This window comes from Algimonas ampicilliniresistens, from assembly GCF_030159955.1.
Taxonomy (GTDB): Bacteria; Pseudomonadota; Alphaproteobacteria; order Caulobacterales; family Maricaulaceae; genus Litorimonas; species Litorimonas ampicilliniresistens.
Map to the genome: position 1 here is coordinate 1360682 of NZ_BSNK01000002.1, position 17599 is coordinate 1378280.

A 17599-nucleotide genomic window follows, 5' to 3' on the forward strand; every position below is an offset into this window, starting at 1 on the left:
TCTAGTTTGGGCCGGATTTTTTCGGACCAAAGATCGCGACTTGTGGACGGTTGACGACCGGGGTCGTCACAATGCCGCCGAGGGGGCCCAGCGAGGTCAGCGTTGTTGTTGCGCCTTGGAAGTCGGCGGGAGACAGCTGATTGTCGCGCGCACCATTGGCGAGACGCGCAATTTCGTTGCTCATCTCCCAGATCGACAGGGTTTGAGCACGGCGCAGGACGGGCACGACGAGGCCAATCTCGGTCTGTGTTGCGATGCCAAGATTAAGGTCCGAGAATTGCGAGATATAATTGCCGCCGCCCGGATTGAGACCGTCTGAGCCGTCCTGATAGAGCGCATTGAATTGCGGCCAATCTTTCAGCGTCGCGGCGAGGGCGCGGATGATGAACGGCAGAACGGTTAGTTTCGACCGGCTTGGATCATCGGTAAATTTAATGTTGGCGCGTTTCCGAAACTCTTCCATCTCGGTCACGTCGACTTCGTCGACATAGGTGAAATGCGCGACGTGGCGTTTGGACTCCTGCATACGCTGCGCAATGACGCGGCGCAGGCCGATGACCTTGATCCGGGTTTCGCCTTCGACAGGTTCCAGAACAGTGGTCAGCAAGTCGAGATCCGCATGAGTGATCTGCCCTTCTGCGCCCGTCGCTTTGGCCGCAGACAGATCGAGGCCAGCGTCACGGGCGCGTTTACGCACGGCGGGAGAGGCGAGGGGGCGCGTAACCCCGGACGGTCGACTTGGTGGATCGATCTTAGTGGAGCGCTGAACAGCATCGCTGTTCGTTTTTTGGGCTATAGGTGCTGGAGTCGGACTTGATGAAGTTGCAGCCGGTTCGGTATTGCCGACCGCCTCGACCGCGAATTGCACCAGAGTGGCGCCGACGGCGACCATATCGCCTTCGTCGCCGGCAACCGCCGTGATCGTGCCATTGACCGGGCTGGTTAGCTCGATTGTGGCCTTATCCGTCATGGCATCAGCGAGCGGATCATCTTCTTCGACCGTATCGCCGACTTTAACGTGCCATGCCGTGATTTCGGCTTCGACGACGCCTTCGCCTATGTCAGGCAACTTGAATTCATAGGTGCCAGACCCAGAGGTTGGTGCGGCGGCTTCCGGAGTGGCCGTAGGTGCGCTGTCAGCGGCGTGCTCGGCAGCGGCCTCTTCTAATCCGCCCTCTATGTCGAACACCACCAGATCTGCCCCGACGGCGACGCTCTCGCCCTCTTCACAAGCAACCGTTCGAACCACGCCGTCGACCGGGCTGGTCAGCTCAATCGTGGCTTTGTCGGTCATGGCGTCGGCAAGGGGTTGATCTTCCTCGACTGTCTCACCGGGTGCAACGTGCCAAGCCGTAATCTCGGCTTCAACGACGCCTTCGCCAATGTCCGGTAGTTTGAATCGATAGGTACCCATTAGGCGGCTTCTAGCGCAGTCCGCACGGCAGCGGTAACCCGTTTTTGTCCGGGGAAGTAAGCCCACTCTTGTGCGTGCGGGTAAGGCGTGTCCCAGCCCGTGACGCGCTGGATCGGGGCTTCAAGATGGTAGAAGCATCGTTCTTGGACGAGCGACATGAGTTCGGCGCCAAAGCCTGACGTCCGTGTCGCTTCATGCAAGATTACGCAACGTCCGGTCTTCTTCACACTGGCTTCGATCGCGTCGATATCCAGTGGGACGAGTGAACGTAGGTCGATAATATCCGCAGAAATGCCAAGGTTTTGCGCCACAGCTTCTGCAACCCAGACCATTGTTCCGTAAGCGATGATGGTAATGTCAGAGCCTTCGCTCACCGTGCGCGCCTTGCCGAGTTCGACCGTGTAGCGGCCACTCGGAACTTCGCCGAGTTCGTGGCCCTTCCATGAAACAGACGGCGTTTCATGGTCGCCGTCAAACGGTCCGTTATAGAGGCGTTTAGGTTCAAGGAAGAGGACCGGATCATCACTCTCAATAGCTGAGATCAACAGACCTTTGGCATCGTATGGATTGCTCGGAATGATCGTCTTCAGCCCGGCAATATGGGTAAAAAGGGATTCGGGGGATTGGCTGTGCGTCGGGCCACCGAAAATGCCGCCGCCAACAGGCGTGCGGATCGTGATCGGCGCAGAGAAATCACCATTGGAGCGGTAGCGCAAACGCGCCGCCTCACTCGCGATCTGGTCATAAGCCGGATAAATATAATCAGCGAACTGGATTTCAGCGACCGGACGCAATCCGTTCGCCGCCATGCCGATGGCAATGCCAATAATGCCGCCTTCGCTGATCGGCGTGTCGAAACAGCGGTGTAACCCATGTTTTTCCTGCAAGCCCGCCGTACAGCGAAACACGCCGCCGAAATAACCGACATCCTCGCCAAACGTCAGCACGTTCGGGTCTTCGGCCATCTTGACATCCATCGCGTCGCGAATGGCTTCAATCATCGACATTTGCGGCATTAGCCAAGCTCCCGCTTGAACATCTCTTCCTGTTCCAGCAGCATTTGCGGCGGATCAGCATAGACTTGTTCGAACATGGTGAAGTCGTCGACCTGTGGACCGCTATCGACGGTGCCTAGGGCTTCGGCCTTTTTGTAGGTTTCACGGACGAAGAGTTTAGCCTCTTTGGCTTGGGCTTCGTGCCGTTCTTCATCCCATTCGCCAATTTTGATGAGATGGGTTTTTAAACGGTCCACCGGATCACCAAACGGCCAGACTTCGGCTTCATTGGCGGGGCGGTATTTGCTCGGATCATCCGACGTGGAGTGACCCTCTTTGCGATAGGTGAAATGTTCGATGACCGTCGCGCCGCCGCCTTTACGGGCGCGCTCCGCCGCCCAACTGGTCGCCGCATAAACGGCCAATGCGTCATTGCCGTCCACGCGCAAGGTCGCGAGACCGTAGCCCGTGCCGCGCGCGGCAAAGCTCTCGCCTTCGCCCATGGCGATGCCTTGGAAGCTGGAAATGGCCCACTGGTTGTTGACCACATTGATAATGCAGGGCGCGCGGTAGGTCGACGCGAAGTTGAGCGCGTAGTGGAAGTCACCTTCCGCCGTTGCGCCTTCGCCGGTGAAGGTCGACGCAATACTGTCTTTGTTCTTATAGGCTTCGGCCATCGCCCAGCCGACCGCTTGGATCAGCTGCGTGCCGAGATTGCCCGAGATCGAGAAGAAGCCATGTTTGCGGAAGCTGTAGAGGACCGGGATATTCTTACCCTGTAGCGGGTCACCGGAATTTGACAGACACTGGTTCATCATTTCCAGCATCGATGCGCCGCGATTGATCAGAATGCCCTGCTGCCGATAGGTCGGGAAGATCATGTCGTCATCGCGCAAAGCTTGGGCATGGCCGACGGATACGGCCTCTTCGCCCGCGCTCTTCATATAGAAACTCATCTTGCCTTGGCGCTGCATAGCAAACATGCGTTCATCCATCGCGCGGGTCAGCATCATGTCGTGCAGCATTTTGCGCTTCACATCCGCCGTTAGACCCGGAATCCATTCGCCCGCCGTATCGCCATTGAACCGCATCACGCGGATCAGCTTAAGCGCATGTTCCGCCGTTTCGTGATCGTCGCACATCGGATCAGGCCGGGGCGGCGTATGGTCCGCCGGGACAGAGATGTGACTATAATCCGGCGTGTCACCTGGCCGAAAGGGCGGCTCTGGCACATACATACGGGATTGATTGGTCTTGGTTTTAGCCATGAATTGGATATGCCCTATAAGCCTGTTTTGGGTTCAAAACGCCCAATTGCTACCCATCTATGTCACAATCGCGTGCATCGCACCTCGGCAATTGCAGAATCATTGGCAAATTATACCGGGATGCAGTAGGAAGTCCGAAAACTTCTTCGCGCGGTCTGCCGACCCGTGTGGTGCCAAGGGGATCCGATTATGAAAACACCGGGCCAGATTGATAATATTGATGCCAAGATCCTGCATCTTCTACAAGGGAATGCTGGATTGTCCGTCGCGGAAATCAGCGAACAGGTTGGGCTCAGTAGCTCGCCCTGTTGGCGCCGGATCAAGCGTATGGAAGAACTGGGTATAATCGACCAGCGCGTGACCCTACTCGACCGGGAACTGCTCGGCCTTGATTTCGAAGTCTTCGTCGCGGTTAAGCTCAGCCTACCCAACCGTATTAATATGGAAAAGTTTGAACAATCCGTCTCGCGCATGCCCGAAGTCGTGCAATGTGCCGTCGTCACTGGCGCCGTCGACTTCATGCTCCGCATCGTCACCACCGACATGCACGCCTATGAAAGCTTCCTGCGCGAAACCCTGCTGTCCATCGACCTGATCTCAGACGTCCAAAGCCGGATCGTGCTGAGGCAAGCGAAGGACACGACAGCGCTGCCGTTGAATTTGATTAGCAGTGCGGTGCCGCGTTATTGATTAAGTCGGTCAACTTGTCCCTGACCAAAGGGAGAACCACATGTCCAATCCGATCGATCATCCTGGGGGACCGCATTACGTTACTCGAAGTGGTTGGTTACGAGCCGCCGTTCTGGGTGGAAATGACGGAATAATCTCCGTTGCAGCGTTGATTGTCGGAGTTGCTGCCGCTGACGCCAGCCCCACTGCCGTGATGATTGCAGGGATAGCAGGTCTTTCTGCTGGAGCGACGTCAATGGCTGCCGGAGAATATGTGTCTGTGTCCTCCCAATCGGATATCGAACGTGCGGACATTGTTAGAGAGGCTGACGCGCTCGAAAAGTTTCCAGATGCAGAGTTCGATGAGTTGGTCGATATTTACCAGAAGCGCGGGCTGACCGAAGAGACGGCTCGTCGCGTGGCGCAAGAACTGACCCAAGCTGACGCTTTGGGCGCACATCTGCGCGACGAACTGGGCATGGTCGAGGGTCTCGAGGCCAATCCGCTCCAGGCAGCTTTCTTGTCGGCTCTCGCTTTTAGCTTGGCCGGGGCCATACCGTTACTCGCCGCTGGGGCCGCACCAGCGGACCGGATCGTGAGCGCTGTTCTAATATCGACTGTGTTGAGTTTGGCCGTTCTGGGTTCGATCGGAGCCAAACTAGGTGGCGCGCCCATTATACGCGCTGTCTTGCGTGTCGTTATCCTTGGTCTCTTCGCCCTTGCCGTGACATTTGGTGTCGGCTGGCTCTTTAACGTTACGGTCTAGAGCCCTGCCTCAGCGAGGCATAAGCGCTGACTGGTCAGATCGCTTACTCATCCCCCCGCAACTTCACCAACTCATCCCGCAACCGCGCCGCTTCCTCGAACTCCAGATTCTCCGCCGCTTCGAACATGCGTTTTTCTAGGTCGGCAGCGACGGCGATCATGTTGCCGCCCATGAAGGGTTCTTGGCCTTCGGCAGCTTCCAATAGACCGCGCTTGGCTTTGCCAGTCTGTTTTTTGCGTCCTGACGGCGTGTAGCTATCGCGTTCGTCTTTGATTTGCTGGGCCGCTTGGCTGTCGCCGACCATGTCCGCAACGCCGCGCAGGACGGTTTGCGGGACGATGCCGTGTTTTTCATTATGCGCGATCTGGCGCGTACGGCGACGTTCGGTCTCGTCCATCGCACGTTGCATCGAGCCTGTAATCTTGTCGGCATAGAGCACGACTTTCGCCTCTGAATTTCGCGCTGCGCGACCAATGGTCTGGATCATCGACGTTTCACTACGGAGAAAGCCTTCTTTGTCCGCATCGAGAATGCCGACAAAGGCGCATTCGGGAATGTCGAGACCCTCGCGGAGTAGGTTGATCCCGATCAGCACGTCAAACGTGCCGAGCCGTAGATCGCGGATGATTTCGATCCGTTCCAGCGTGTCGACGTCCGAGTGCATGTAGCGGACGCGAATGCCCTGATCAGACATATATTCGGTTAGGTCTTCGGCCATTTTCTTGGTCAGCGTTGTGACCAGTGAGCGGAAGCCATTCGCCGCCACGCGTTTGACCTCATCGACCACATCATCGACCTGATTATGATGCTCGCCAGAGACAGGACGCACTTCCACGGGCGGATCGATCAGACCGGTCGGACGGATCACCTGTTCGACAAACACGCCGCCCGTGCGCTCCATTTCCCAATCGGCTGGCGTGGCGCTGACATAGACGGTTTGGGGGCGCATCGCGTCCCATTCCTCAAATTTCAGCGGGCGATTATCGATGCAAGAGGGCAGGCGGAAGCCATGCTCGGCCAGCGTACCTTTGCGGTTGGCATCGCCTCGGCTCATCCCGCCGATCTGCGACACGCCGACATGGGATTCGTCCATAAAGAGCAACGCATTTTCGGGTAAATATTCGAATAATGTGGGCGGTGGCTCACCCGGCGCGCGCCCGGTGAGGTAGCGCGAATAGTTCTCGATCCCGTTGCAGAACCCAGCCGCCGCCATCATTTCCAGATCGAACTCGGTGCGCTGTTGCAACCGTTGCGCTTCTAGTAATTTGCCCTGAGATTCGAACAGTTTCAGCGTCTTGTCGAGCTCCGCTTTAATCCCTTTCATCGCGCTCTGCACGGTTGGGCGCGGCGTGACATAGTGGCTGTTGGCGTAAACACGGACCTTGTCGATGGTCCGTCCGGTTTTCCCCGTCAGCGGATCAAATTCGGTAATGCTATCAATCTCGTCGCCGAAGAAATCAAACCGCCATGCCGTGTCATCATAGTGCGCCGGGAACAGTTCAATCGTATCGCCTCGCACGCGGAAACTGCCGCGCGCAAAGGCCAGATCATTACGTTGATATTGCAGGCTGACGAGCTGTTCCATTAGTGTGCGCGGATCAATCTCCTCACCGCGCGCCAGATCAATCGTCATCGCCGTATAAGTCTCGACAGACCCAATACCGTAAATGCAGGACACAGACGCGACGATGATACAATCGTCGCGCTCTAGGATTGCCCGCGTCGCAGCGTGGCGCATCCGGTCGATCTGCTCATTGACGGAGGAGTCCTTCTCGATGAACGTATCGGTACGCGGCACGTAAGCTTCGGGTTGATAATAGTCGTAATAGGACACGAAATATTCGACAGCATTGTGCGGAAAGAAGCTTTTAAATTCGGAATAGAGCTGCGCGGCGAGCGTTTTGTTCGGTGCCATGATCAGAGCGGGACGTTGCGTCTGCTCGATAATCTTGGCCATGGTGAAGGTCTTGCCGGACCCGGTCACACCGAGCAGCACTTGGTCGCGCTCATGCTCATTCACACCTGCGACCAAGGCTTCAATCGCTTTGGGCTGATCGCCCTTCGGCTCAAACGGTGAATTTAGGACGAACGTCTTGCCGCCCTCTGACTTGGACGGCTTTTCTGGTCGGTGTGGTGTCCACAGCGCCGGGGCCGCGTGGACAGGCATTTCAGTTTGAACAGGCATGGCGCATAGATAGGGGAACGGACCGAGAACGCCAAGGGCGGAGAGTGTGCTTTACGGTCGATATGATGCGATGCTGGATCCGTCGTCCATTTAGGGAACTTGTAACCTGTTCCCCGTAAGGATTTGCGGCACGCACAGTTAAGCGCGTGATGTTTGTGGGAATGGTCGAGATGGGGTGGCTCAAGATCAATAAGCGGTGCGGCATGCTCATCGCTACGGTCGGCTTCTCCATTGTTTGGGGTCCCGCATATGGTGCTGACAATGCGAGTGCGGATGCGTTCATTGTCGCTGCGACCGACACGACCAGCGAAGATCTCATAAATTCAGTGATGGACAGGCTAAAAAGCGCGTCTTTTGACGGCCGGAAATTTGCCCCTCAACCCATAATCGTTTCCTCAAACAAAGATCTGACAGATCTGATCAATGATGGGGTGGTTGATTTGGCGATCTCTGACGCTCGTGTCGCGGTCAAGGCGATGATCAAGAACCCGATGACCCCAGCCATGAAAGCTTCTGGACGGAGTACGGATCTGGCGGCCGTTGTCTTTGCTGTACGCGATGGGTCGCCCATTCGGTCCATGGCGGACCTGAAAGGACGAAAGCTGGCATTTGAGGGCGTTTGGAATCGGAGTGGTTACTTCGGGCCAATTACTCTCATTCAGCGTGCAGGCTATCCAATGGAATATCTAGACACCGTGCGAAATGACGTGACGCCGGATGCCATAAACTTCGTTTTTGCTGGGGATGAGGTGAATATGGTCGCGTGGCTCAACCGCGGACTCATTGATGCCATCGCGTTTAACCGGACAGACTGGAACAATGAAGAAGAGACCCCGCTACATATTCGTGAGACGTTCCGCCTGATTGTCGACGAAGATGTGCCCATGGACCAGTATGTCACGTTGACGAGCCGGAATTCGGTTCAGCGACGTGATGTTATCCAGAACACACTAACCTCTTACGAAGGCGGAATTGCTCCCTTTAAGAAGCTTTCGCCCGAAGATGAGCAACACATTGATTTTCTAATCGAGACCTACGCTCATACTGAAGGGAACTACCTCGCGCATGAGTAGACTCGGTCTCAAATATATGGCGATCATAGTCGCGCTGATCGTGGCAAGTATCATGACGGTCAGTGTGATTTTCTTCACGCAAATCGACGCTGTGACAAAGCAAACTGAACAGGTGTCGTTCGATCTCGTGGCTGAGCAATATAAGGCGCAGGATCGTAAGAAAGTGAAGGATCTCTCGGGGCAGGCGGCTGCCAAGCTCGAAGCGCCTCTCCTCCAATATGATTTTCTCGGGCTTGAAAAATGGGCCAAAGATTTTGGCGAGGATGAAGGGGTGGCGAGTCTCGAAATTTTCGATCAATCGGGTGTATTGATTTCGGCAGGCGCCTTTGCCGAGAGAACTCGCTCAGTCAGCTTTCAGAATGCCATTGATCAAATTGCGAGACAGCCAAACGCATTAAATCTGAAGCAGGCAGATAATCAGGTCGTCGCTACACGGCTCATCACTTATAAAGGACAACTAATCGGTGGTTTCCGATTGGCCCTTCCGGCTTCTGATTTATCGGCGGCTATTGCGGATGCTGAACAGGTGTTGGCGGACATGCGGCGCGCCAGCCGTCGCAGGCTTTTACTCGTCATGATGTGCGCGATTGCGATTGCGATAGCACTTGCTGTGATGACGGCTTCTATTGCCGCCAGGCATTTAACCCGTCCGATAAAACGGCTCGTCGTCGAAGCGGATCACATCAGCAATGAAAACTTTGGTCGGGAAGTCACAACGAGTCGGCGTGATGAAATCGGCGATCTATATAACGCCTTCCAAACAATGAGTCTCAAGCTAGAGCAGGGTCGTGCGGCGCAGCGCGATGCGAATCGAAACGAGATTGCTCGGCTCGAAGCGGAACAGTCCAGTCAGGCTAAATCTGAGTTTCTCGCGAATATGAGCCACGAAATTCGTACGCCCATGAACGGTATGCTCGGCATGGTACAGCTTCTGTCCTCAACCGCGCTCACACCCTCACAAAAGCAGCAAGTGGATATTATCAAACGGTCTGGCGACGCTCTGCTGACCGTCATTAATGATGTTCTGGAGTTCTCTAAACTGCAATCCGGAGAATTGAGGATCGCGAAACAACCCTTTAATCTTCGCAATACCGTCGAAGATGTCATGGCCTTGCTAGGTCATACAGCCCGAGAGAAAGACCTCGAACTTCTCGGCGATATGCCAGTCGAGGTGCCGGAGCATCTCATCGGCGACGAAGGCCGGGTTCGTCAGATATTGATCAACCTTATCGGGAACGCGTTGAAATTCACCGAAACGGGCTATGTGAAACTGACCATTCGTAAGATGGATCCCGTTCTGAAAAGTCATTGCGTCCGAGTGAGTTTCGAAATTGAAGATACAGGGATCGGTATTGCCAAGGAAAAGCTGGACCGAGTCTTCAATCAGTTCGAGCAGGCAGACAATACGACGACCCGCCGCTTCGGCGGCACGGGTCTTGGTTTGTCCATCAGTCAGCAACTCGCAAAAGCGATGGGCGGGACGATATCCGTCAAATCAGAGTTGGGTCAGGGCTCTACATTCCGGTTTGAAATCGAGGTAGAAGACTCAAGTGAAGGTGGGGTGAGCGTCAGTGAACCAACCCACCGCCTATCCCAGAAAACCCCGATCCTTGTCGTCGATGACCTGCATGCCAGTCGCGATATCATTTCTCAGCAATTACGGAGGATTGGGGCTCACCCGATCTGCGTTCCGGATGCAAGAACGGCGATCAGCTTGATGAACCGGGCTCAATCTGATCATGGTTTCCGCTTTCCTTTAGTGATTTCCGATCATGCGATGCCAGACATGAGCGGGTTGGATCTGGTTGCGGCTGTTCGAAAGACACCCGCATTATCGGACACGCGATTTGTGATTCTCACATCGGCCTGCGCCGATAAACTCGTATCGGGCTACGCTAAAAACGGGGTTTCCATCATTATCGAAAAGCCTTTTCCAACCCGCCGTTTGACGGATGTGATCTTCAGTCAACTCTCGGAAGTCGGCTTGCACGAATTGCAGGACTACACCCTGACGGACAGAGCGACGCAAATTCAGGATACTCGTAATGACCCGAATTTCGCTATGATTCAGCCCGTCATTTCAAATTCGGAAGAGCCGCCCGCCGTTAAAATTGATCCGTCCAAGCTGCGCATTCTCGCAGCGGATGATAATGCGATCAACCGGATGGTCCTTGAGAGCATGCTCAAGGATCAAAATGTCAGCTTGAAAATGGTCGAAAACGGTCAGGAAGCCATCGCGGCTTTCAAAGCGGCACATTACGACCTCGTGCTTATGGATGTTTCAATGCCAGTCATGAATGGGCCAGATGCTGTCGGCCATATTCGCGTTTATGAAGCTGAAGCTGGTCTGGCGCCCTGTCCCATCATTGCTGTGACTGCCCACGTGTTGCCGCATGACAGGGACCGGTTTTTAGGGGCTGGCATGGATGACCATCTGTCCAAGCCCCTGCTGCAGGGAGCTCTAGATGCCATGATCGCCAAATGGACCTTCAATCGGTCGGCGGAAGCGGCATAGGGGTCGAAAAACCCACATTCTTCTAACAGTGTCCCCCTGAACGGTTTTGTTCTCTACCCTGACGCCCGCTCTTGCCCCAACCGCCCCCATTTGCCACATGCGCGGCTGACGTAAACTTTGGATTCATCCACTCATGCCCACCCTAACTTTCCCAGACGGAGCCGCGCGCGATTATGACGCCGGCGTCACCGCGCTTGAGATCGCCAAGTCGATCTCATCCGGCTTGGCCAAAAAAGTGCTGGCTGTGAAGCTGGATGGAGTTTTGCTGGATGCGACATATCCGATTGAGAGCGATGCAAAGATTGAGCTGGTCACGGCAAAAGACCCGGAAGGGTTGGAGCTGATCCGGCATGATGCGGCGCATGTGCTGGCCGAAGCCGTGCAGGAGCTGTTTCCCGGCACACAGGTCACCATCGGTCCCGTGATCGAAAACGGATTCTATTACGACTTCCATCGTGACGAACCTTTTTCTGAGGATGATTTCGCCGCCATTGAGAAGAAGATGGCCTTCATCATCAACCGCAACGACAAGTTTGTGCGCGAAGAGATGGACCGTGACGCCGCGATCAAGATGTTCAAAGAGATGGGCGAGAGCTTTAAGGCGGAGCTGATCGAAGACCTGCCTGAGAGCGAGACGATCACTGTCTACCGTCAGGGCAAATGGTTTGACCTTTGCCGCGGCCCGCATCTGCCCAGCACAGGCAAGATCGGGAAGGCGTTTAAGCTGATGAAGGTCGCTGGAGCCTATTGGCGCGGCGACGCGAAGAACCCGCAACTACAGCGAATTTACGGCACGGCTTGGGCAACCCAAGAAGAGCTGGACGCGTATCTGAAGCAACTCGAAGAAGCGGAAGCGCGCGACCACCGCCGCTTGGGCAAACAGTTGGAGTTGTTTCACTTCCAAGAGGAAGCGCAGGGACAGGCCTTCTGGCACCCACAGGGCTGGACGCTTTACACCGTCCTGCGCAGCTATATGGCGCGCCGCCAACGCGAATATGGCTACGCCGAAATCAAGACGCCGCAAATGATGGATCGGAAATTCTGGGAAGCGTCGGGTCACTGGGAAAAATATCGCGAGAACATGTTCGTGGCGGAGATTGCTGACGAGGACAAAGTGCTCGCCTTCAAACCGATGAATTGCCCCTGCCATATTCAAGTCTTCAATCAGGGCATGAAATCTTATCGCGATCTGCCGGTTCGCTATGCCGAATTTGGATCGTGTCATCGGTACGAGCCATCCGGCGCGCTGCATGGCCTCATGCGGGTGCGCGGCTTCACGCAAGATGATGGCCATATTTTCTGCACGCTTGAACAAGTCACCGATGAGGTAAAGGCGTTCACGGAACTGCTGAAGTCTGTCTATGCGGATCTGGGTTTTGACGATGTGAAGGTCAATTTTTCGACCCGGCCTGACACTCGTGTTGGGTCCGATGAGTATTGGGATATCGCCGAAGACGCGCTGGGCAAGGCGGCGGAAGCCTCGGGTCTGGAAGTCGTGCTGAATGAAGGCGACGGTGCATTCTATGGCCCGAAACTCGACTTTGTTCTGCGCGATGCAATTGGTCGTGAGTGGCAAGCGGGTACAATTCAGCTTGATCCGAACATGCCGGAACGTCTCGGCGCGTCCTATATTGGCGCGGATGATGGCAAACATGCGCCGGTCATGCTGCACCGCGCTGTTCTTGGGTCATTTGAGCGATTCCTCGGTATCTTGATCGAAAACTATGCGGGCAAATTCCCGCTCTGGCTGTCCCCGACGCAAATCGTCGTGGCGACCATTACGTCGGATGCGGATGAATATGCCGAGGACGTTGTGGCGAAGCTCCGAGCTGCAGGGCTGCGGGCCGAGGCAGATACACGCAATGAGAAGATCAATTATAAGATCCGTGAACTCTCTGCCGATAAGAAAATCCCTGTGATTGCTGTTGTCGGTCGCCGTGAAGCCGACGAAGGTAAACTGGCGCTGCGCCGTCTTGGCTCACAAGGCCAAGAGATCGTAACGATTGATGAGGCCATTGCCGCATTGACGGACGAAGCCACACCGCCCGATCTGAAACGCTAGTTTCTAGAGATGACTTTCAGGAGCCTGATCGACCGCGTCGCGACGGGTTGGTTGCTGTTGTGGCTCTCTTTTTTCGCGGTCTATATTCATATGGGCGGCTTGGCCTTTGCGGGTCTTGTTATTCTGCTCGGAGCGGTGGGCTGGGTTGTCTGGTTGACGCAGCGGCAGGAATATCCCGCCCTGACACGTCCTGGCCTGGTTTGCCTGTCGGCCTTTCTGATTTTCTTTCTCTGGCTCGGCGTGAGCGGGCTCTGGAGCGGCGCGGGGCCTGAAACGGCGATCCGGCTTGCTGGGCAGATGGCATTATTCGCTTCAATTCCGATCTTGCTGCGCACGCGGACCGAGCAAACGCGTGATACCTTGTCCCACATCCTCATGGCCATGTCTCTCGGCGGAGTGGCTGTACTCGCGCTCGATGTAGCGTCTGGCTACGGCATTAACACGCTGCTCGATCCCATCGGACCGGGGGAGAGCCTCAATAAGCGTCAGGGCGAAGCCGAGATGAATATCGGGCGCGGCCATGTCGTCTATGCGCTTCTCACACCGCTCCTGATCGCTCTGTTCGCAACGCGGCTTTCGCGTGGGTGGGCCATTGCGGCGAGCCTCGGCTTTGTTGCCGTGCTTTTGACCGGAACATTGTTGAACCGGCTCGCCGTTGCGCCTGTTCTTCTCATCGGCGCCGCCCCATTATTCTGGATGGGGTTTCGCTCGCCGCGTTGGGGCTTGCGTCTCTCATTAGGGGCCGCGTGCGCTTCTATCCTATTGGCGCCGCTGGTTGGGGTTATCTCGCGATTGATGGGCGAGGGCGTGATGGCCAGCCTGCCTATGTCGTGGGATCATCGTTTGCGCATGTGGGATTACAGCCTCGCGCGGATCAGCGAAGCGCCACTGCTCGGTAAAGGACTTGATAGCTCTCGGAACATGCAGGACGCTTTCACCACACGAATCGGTGTGGATGTGCCGTTCGTGTCGCTACACCCGCATAATTTCGGCTTACAGACCTGGATGGAGGCAGGCGCGCTCGGGGCTGTGCTTCTGACGATCGCTCTGCTGACGCTCTACCGACCGCTTCGCCGCCTTGTTGGGGTAGATCCTTGGCGCAGTGCCGCTGTGTCTGGGACTCTAATGAGTGCGACGATTGCCAGCGCTGTCACAGTCGGTGCGTGGCAATATTGGTGGTGGGGTTTGGTCGGGCTCGGCCTCACTTTAGCCGCATTAATACCGTCACAACATAGGTTAAATACGAATAGATTGACGGATTAAACGGTTGAAAAATCAGACGCGCTTGCGCAGAGGCGTCCAGATCATGTCCGCCTCTTCGACATCCAAAACTTGCGCTGATGATCGCTCTATCAGCGTCATCATCGTGTCTTTCATGACGGGACCGGCGCTGATGGAATCGATCCGCGCGGTTCAACGTGATCCGGATATTCACGAACTCATCGTTGTTGATAATGGCAATGCCCAAGCGGATCGCCCGCGTCTGTTAGAGGTTGCATCGCGAACTGAGAATGTCCGCATACTACAGGGCCACGGCAATGTCGGTTTTGCGCGCGGTTGTAATTACGGCGCGGCTATGGCGAGCGGACACTATCTCCTCTTTCTCAATCCTGATGCCGTTCTGGAAGTCGGCGCGGCGCGGCAGATGGCCGATGCAGGCGACCGCGCTCAGTCGCCTTGGATCACCGGCGGCTTGCTTCTCAATTCAAGTGGAGAAGAACAACGCGGCGCCCGGCGCGGGGCGCTGACAATAGGATCTGCTCTAAACAGTTTCACGGCTCTGCACCGATTGCCGGGCCTACAGTCCATCCACCGCGAAAACTTACCGCTCCCATCTGGCCCAGTGCCGATGCCGACGATCTCTGGGGCGAGCCTGATGATGGATCGGGCATCGTTTGACGCGGTTGGCGGATTTGACCCAGCCTATTTCCTACATGTTGAAGATATCGCTTTATGTCGGGCGGTCCGGCGCAAGGGCGGATCGGTCACCTTTGTACCGGGGGCTAGAGCGATGCATTATGGCTCGACGTCCGATATTCCGCGGTGGCGGGTCGAATGCCATAAACTCAAAGGTCTGCTGCGCTATTTTTGGACAGCAGGTCCGGGGCTTGGCGTGAAAGTAGCCACCATCCTAGTCGCTCCACTCATGGCGGGGGCCTTGTTCGCCCGGACGCTCTGGTTGGGCGTGCGTAAAGGTATTAGGGGGCGGTAGTCGCCCAATCCGACAACTCGTCCGTGCCGCAGTTCTCGGTCTCAAAAACCGTCAGCACCATCTCTTGCCCCTTGGCATAATTCGTCCCCTCTACCGTCGCACTCGCAACGGCGCAGGAAGGTGCGTTCGTATCTTGGCTTAACAACAACGCATCACCTGGGGCTACCTCTTGCCGGGAAAGGTGCGTGTCCGTTCCGGCAAGAAAGACAAGCGACGGTTCACGGTAGTCGGGGGAGACGACTCGCTGGCCAGACGGCAGTTGCGCGGCAATTCGAGGCGACAGATCCAGTAGCGGGCTATTAGCAAGAACCCCACCAAACCCTGCCGCCAAGAACAGCGCAGCCAGAGCGATGCCGCGCATATCCTGTCCGCGCCAGATGGATAGAGAGGCAGCAATGGCCAACCCGATCAAGCCGGCTGCGATGAGGCCAACCCAAATCGGTGATAAGGCTGTCCAAAGCGTCGCGGCGACAACGACGGATAGAACGCCCCCAATGAGCAGGACGATGATCAAGCCAAATAGCCGTGACTTGCGCGCGTCGACCAACTGCACCCACCCCGCTCCGGCTAGCAGTGCCAGCGCCGGATAGAGCGGCAGTGTGTAGTGCGGGAGTTTGGTTGGGACGAATTCCAGGATCAGCCACATGGGTAGGAGCCACGCCAGTAGCAGCCGGACATTGCTTCGATGGTGGTTCCGCCATGCAAAGAGCGCTGCAACAGGAACAGCCAGAATACCGGGCCAGAACATGATGAGGGTTGTCATCAGATAATATCCCGGCGCTCCACCATGCGTTTCCTGCGCGCCCGCTAGCTTGCCCCCGAAATCATTACCTAACGCTTCGGCAAAAAAGGCGCCGTCCGTCTGAATGCCGATGGCGATGAACCAAGGCAGGGTGATCAACAGAGCGACGAGGATCGGCATGGGCCGCATCACGGCTCGAACCCGGTCCATGGATCGATCCCAAATCGCCGATCCGATCAAACCCAAAAAAGCGATGGACAGGATGACCGGGCCCTTCAGCAACATGCCTGCGGCCATGCCCAACCAAACCGGCCAAGACTTTCGGGCGGCCAACCCATATAGAACCACGGCACAGGCCCCGGCCAGCATGGCGTCGGTTTTGGCAATATGAGCTTCAAACACGAGCGAGACGGACACAGCGAGCAAGCCCGCGCCCAACAGCGCCTCGCGCCGTCCAAACAGGGTCAACCCCGCTAGGTAGGTTGCCCAAATCGCAATCAGGGCACCGAGAACGCTCGGCAAACGGTGCGCCAAGATGGCGCGTTCGCCGCGCTTCACATCATCAATTTGCCCCGTGACCGTGAGGCTGGCTAGCTGCGCCCAATAAGCTCCAGCGGGCTTTTTATGCCGCGCATCGTCTTGAAAGCGGATGTCGATCAGATCGCCCGTTTCCACCATTTGCACAGTCGCTTGCGTGTAACGCGCTTCATCTCTGTCGATGGGGGGCAGGGACGCGAGTCCCGGCAGGAACGCCAACAGCCCGATCAGCGACAAGATCAACAAGTCGCGCCGCGTGTTTGAGGACCAATCCAACATGAAAGCGCCTTGGCCCGATGGGCGCTGAAGAGCAAGGCTTGCGGTAATGGCCTCTTGTCCGTTCCCGGTGTGCCTGCCAAAGCTCCCACCATGTCAAAAACAGTCATTCCAGAGATCGCACCAGAGATCGCCGTCGTGCTTCCGGCCTATAATGAGAGCGGTAATCTCGGCCCGCTAATTGCCGAGATTGATGAAGCCCTGTCTGGCAAGGCCTATGAAATCGTTGCCGTAGATGATGGTTCGACCGATGACACACAGGCACGACTGATTGCCCTGAAAACGGACTATCCGTCGTTGCGAGTCATCGCGCATCGCAAAAATGCGGGACAATCTCGCGCCTTACGCACGGCGATTATGGCCGCGCGTGCCCCGATCATCGCCACGCTGGATTCAGATGGACAGAATGTACCGGGCGATATTCCAGCTTTGTATAAGCAGCTCATGCGAGACGATGCGCCAGATAGTCTAGCGATGGTCGGCGGACGCCGCGCGAAACGTATTGATACGATCTGGAAACGTCTGGCTTCCCGTGTCGGTAATGGGGTGCGCAAGCGGCTACTGCATGATGATGCGGACGATACGGGCTGCGGGCTTAAAGTCTTTCGGCGCCATGCTTTTTTGGAGCTGCCCTATTTCGATCATATTCACCGCTACCTGCCAGCTCTGATGCTGCGCGAGGGCTATGCCTGCGAATATGTTGACGTCCGCCATCGTTCGCGCGGGGAGGGCGAGAGCAAATACACCAACTTCGGACGCCTCAAAGTCAGCATCAATGATCTGCGCGGCGTGCGCTGGCTGATTAGTCGATCACGCTTGCCGGGTGGGTTCGACGAACTTTGAGCTGCACTTAACGGCCTTTTAACGCCTATGAGCGCACAGTAA

The 17599-nt window shown here is 56.3% G+C and carries 13 protein-coding genes; 8 read left to right on the forward strand and 5 right to left on the reverse strand.

The window, feature by feature from the left end; genetic code table 11:
- Position 1: 1 nt before the first annotated feature.
- From QQL54_RS14410 to QQL54_RS14420, 3 genes are read right to left on the reverse strand one after another with little or no spacing between them, the layout of a single operon-like run.
- Positions 2-1414 (reverse strand): 2-oxo acid dehydrogenase subunit E2, encoded by a 1413-nt coding sequence (locus tag QQL54_RS14410; RefSeq protein ID WP_284392045.1) that lies wholly within the window; start codon positions 1412-1414, stop codon positions 2-4.
- Entirely contained in the window at positions 1414-2430 is a 1017-nt protein-coding gene (locus tag QQL54_RS14415; RefSeq protein WP_284392047.1) for an alpha-ketoacid dehydrogenase subunit beta, read from the reverse strand. Before QQL54_RS14415 ends, QQL54_RS14410 begins: the two co-directional genes overlap by 1 nt.
- Positions 2430-3677, reverse strand: a complete 1248-nt coding sequence (locus tag QQL54_RS14420; protein WP_284392049.1) for a thiamine pyrophosphate-dependent enzyme — start codon at positions 3675-3677, stop codon at positions 2430-2432. The genes QQL54_RS14415 and QQL54_RS14420 overlap by 1 nt, the downstream gene beginning before the upstream one ends.
- Positions 3678-3866: 189 nt before the next feature.
- Here QQL54_RS14420 and QQL54_RS14425 point away from each other — a divergent pair, with 189 nt between their 5' ends.
- Both QQL54_RS14425 and QQL54_RS14430 read left to right on the forward strand, forming a co-directional pair.
- The gene (locus QQL54_RS14425; protein WP_284392051.1) at positions 3867-4367 is read left to right on the forward strand and encodes an Lrp/AsnC family transcriptional regulator; all 501 of its coding nucleotides are present in this window, start codon (positions 3867-3869) and stop codon (positions 4365-4367) included.
- A 40-nt stretch (positions 4368-4407) separates the two neighbouring features.
- Positions 4408-5112, forward strand: coding sequence for a VIT1/CCC1 transporter family protein (locus QQL54_RS14430; protein WP_284392053.1), 705 nt, complete (start codon positions 4408-4410; stop codon positions 5110-5112).
- 43 nt (positions 5113-5155) lie between these two features.
- Here QQL54_RS14430 and uvrB read toward each other — a convergent pair whose 3' ends face one another.
- Entirely contained in the window at positions 5156-7297 is a 2142-nt protein-coding gene (gene uvrB, locus QQL54_RS14435) for an excinuclease ABC subunit UvrB (RefSeq protein ID WP_284392055.1), read from the reverse strand.
- 149 nt (positions 7298-7446) lie between these two features.
- Here uvrB and QQL54_RS14440 point away from each other — a divergent pair, with 149 nt between their 5' ends.
- The 5 genes from QQL54_RS14440 to QQL54_RS14460 all read left to right on the forward strand — a co-directional run bounded on the left by QQL54_RS14440 (position 7447) and on the right by QQL54_RS14460 (position 15159).
- Positions 7447-8370 (forward strand): PhnD/SsuA/transferrin family substrate-binding protein, encoded by a 924-nt coding sequence (locus QQL54_RS14440; RefSeq protein WP_284392504.1) that lies wholly within the window; start codon positions 7447-7449, stop codon positions 8368-8370.
- A complete protein-coding gene (locus tag QQL54_RS14445) occupies positions 8363-10885 on the forward strand; it encodes a HAMP domain-containing sensor histidine kinase (RefSeq protein ID WP_284392057.1) in 2523 nt (840 codons plus the stop codon). The genes QQL54_RS14440 and QQL54_RS14445 overlap by 8 nt, the downstream gene beginning before the upstream one ends.
- A 133-nt stretch (positions 10886-11018) precedes the next feature.
- A complete protein-coding gene (thrS, locus tag QQL54_RS14450; RefSeq protein WP_284392059.1) occupies positions 11019-12947 on the forward strand; it encodes a threonine--tRNA ligase in 1929 nt (642 codons plus the stop codon).
- A gap of 9 nt (positions 12948-12956) precedes the next feature.
- Positions 12957-14210 carry an O-antigen ligase family protein gene (locus QQL54_RS14455; protein ID WP_284392061.1) on the forward strand — a complete coding sequence of 418 codons (1254 nt, stop codon included), beginning with the start codon at positions 12957-12959 and terminating at the stop codon, positions 14208-14210.
- A 43-nt stretch (positions 14211-14253) separates the two neighbouring features.
- Positions 14254-15159, forward strand: coding sequence for a glycosyltransferase (locus tag QQL54_RS14460; protein WP_284392064.1), 906 nt, complete (start codon positions 14254-14256; stop codon positions 15157-15159).
- Here QQL54_RS14460 and QQL54_RS14465 read toward each other — a convergent pair.
- A complete protein-coding gene (locus QQL54_RS14465) occupies positions 15146-16717 on the reverse strand; it encodes an ArnT family glycosyltransferase (protein WP_284392066.1) in 1572 nt (523 codons plus the stop codon). The two genes, QQL54_RS14460 and QQL54_RS14465, sit on opposite strands and share 14 nt — an antisense overlap.
- Positions 16718-16807: 90 nt before the next feature.
- Here QQL54_RS14465 and QQL54_RS14470 point away from each other — a divergent pair, with 90 nt between their 5' ends.
- On the forward strand, positions 16808-17557 hold the full coding sequence (locus QQL54_RS14470) for a glycosyltransferase family 2 protein (RefSeq protein WP_284392068.1): 750 nt from the start codon (positions 16808-16810) through the stop codon (positions 17555-17557).
- The last annotated feature ends 42 nt before the right edge of the window (positions 17558-17599 follow it).

Excerpts from the sequence above, each read along its gene's own strand:
- QQL54_RS14410 (WP_284392045.1), bottom strand. The coding sequence starts at position 1,414 with ATGGGTACCTATCGATTCAAACTACCGGACATTGGCGAAGGCGTCGTT.
- QQL54_RS14415 (WP_284392047.1), bottom strand. The coding sequence starts at position 2,430 with ATGCCGCAAATGTCGATGATTGAAGCCATTCGCGACGCGATGGATGTC.
- QQL54_RS14420 (WP_284392049.1), bottom strand. The coding sequence starts at position 3,677 with ATGGCTAAAACCAAGACCAATCAATCCCGTATGTATGTGCCAGAGCCG.
- QQL54_RS14425 (WP_284392051.1), top strand. The coding sequence starts at position 3,867 with ATGAAAACACCGGGCCAGATTGATAATATTGATGCCAAGATCCTGCAT.
- QQL54_RS14430 (WP_284392053.1), top strand. The coding sequence starts at position 4,408 with ATGTCCAATCCGATCGATCATCCTGGGGGACCGCATTACGTTACTCGA.
- uvrB (WP_284392055.1), bottom strand. The coding sequence starts at position 7,297 with ATGCCTGTTCAAACTGAAATGCCTGTCCACGCGGCCCCGGCGCTGTGG.
- QQL54_RS14440 (WP_284392504.1), top strand. The coding sequence starts at position 7,447 with ATGTTTGTGGGAATGGTCGAGATGGGGTGGCTCAAGATCAATAAGCGG.
- QQL54_RS14445 (WP_284392057.1), top strand. The coding sequence starts at position 8,363 with ATGAGTAGACTCGGTCTCAAATATATGGCGATCATAGTCGCGCTGATC.
- thrS (WP_284392059.1), top strand. The coding sequence starts at position 11,019 with ATGCCCACCCTAACTTTCCCAGACGGAGCCGCGCGCGATTATGACGCC.
- QQL54_RS14455 (WP_284392061.1), top strand. The coding sequence starts at position 12,957 with ATGACTTTCAGGAGCCTGATCGACCGCGTCGCGACGGGTTGGTTGCTG.
- QQL54_RS14460 (WP_284392064.1), top strand. The coding sequence starts at position 14,254 with ATGTCCGCCTCTTCGACATCCAAAACTTGCGCTGATGATCGCTCTATC.
- QQL54_RS14465 (WP_284392066.1), bottom strand. The coding sequence starts at position 16,717 with ATGTTGGATTGGTCCTCAAACACGCGGCGCGACTTGTTGATCTTGTCG.
- QQL54_RS14470 (WP_284392068.1), top strand. The coding sequence starts at position 16,808 with ATGTCAAAAACAGTCATTCCAGAGATCGCACCAGAGATCGCCGTCGTG.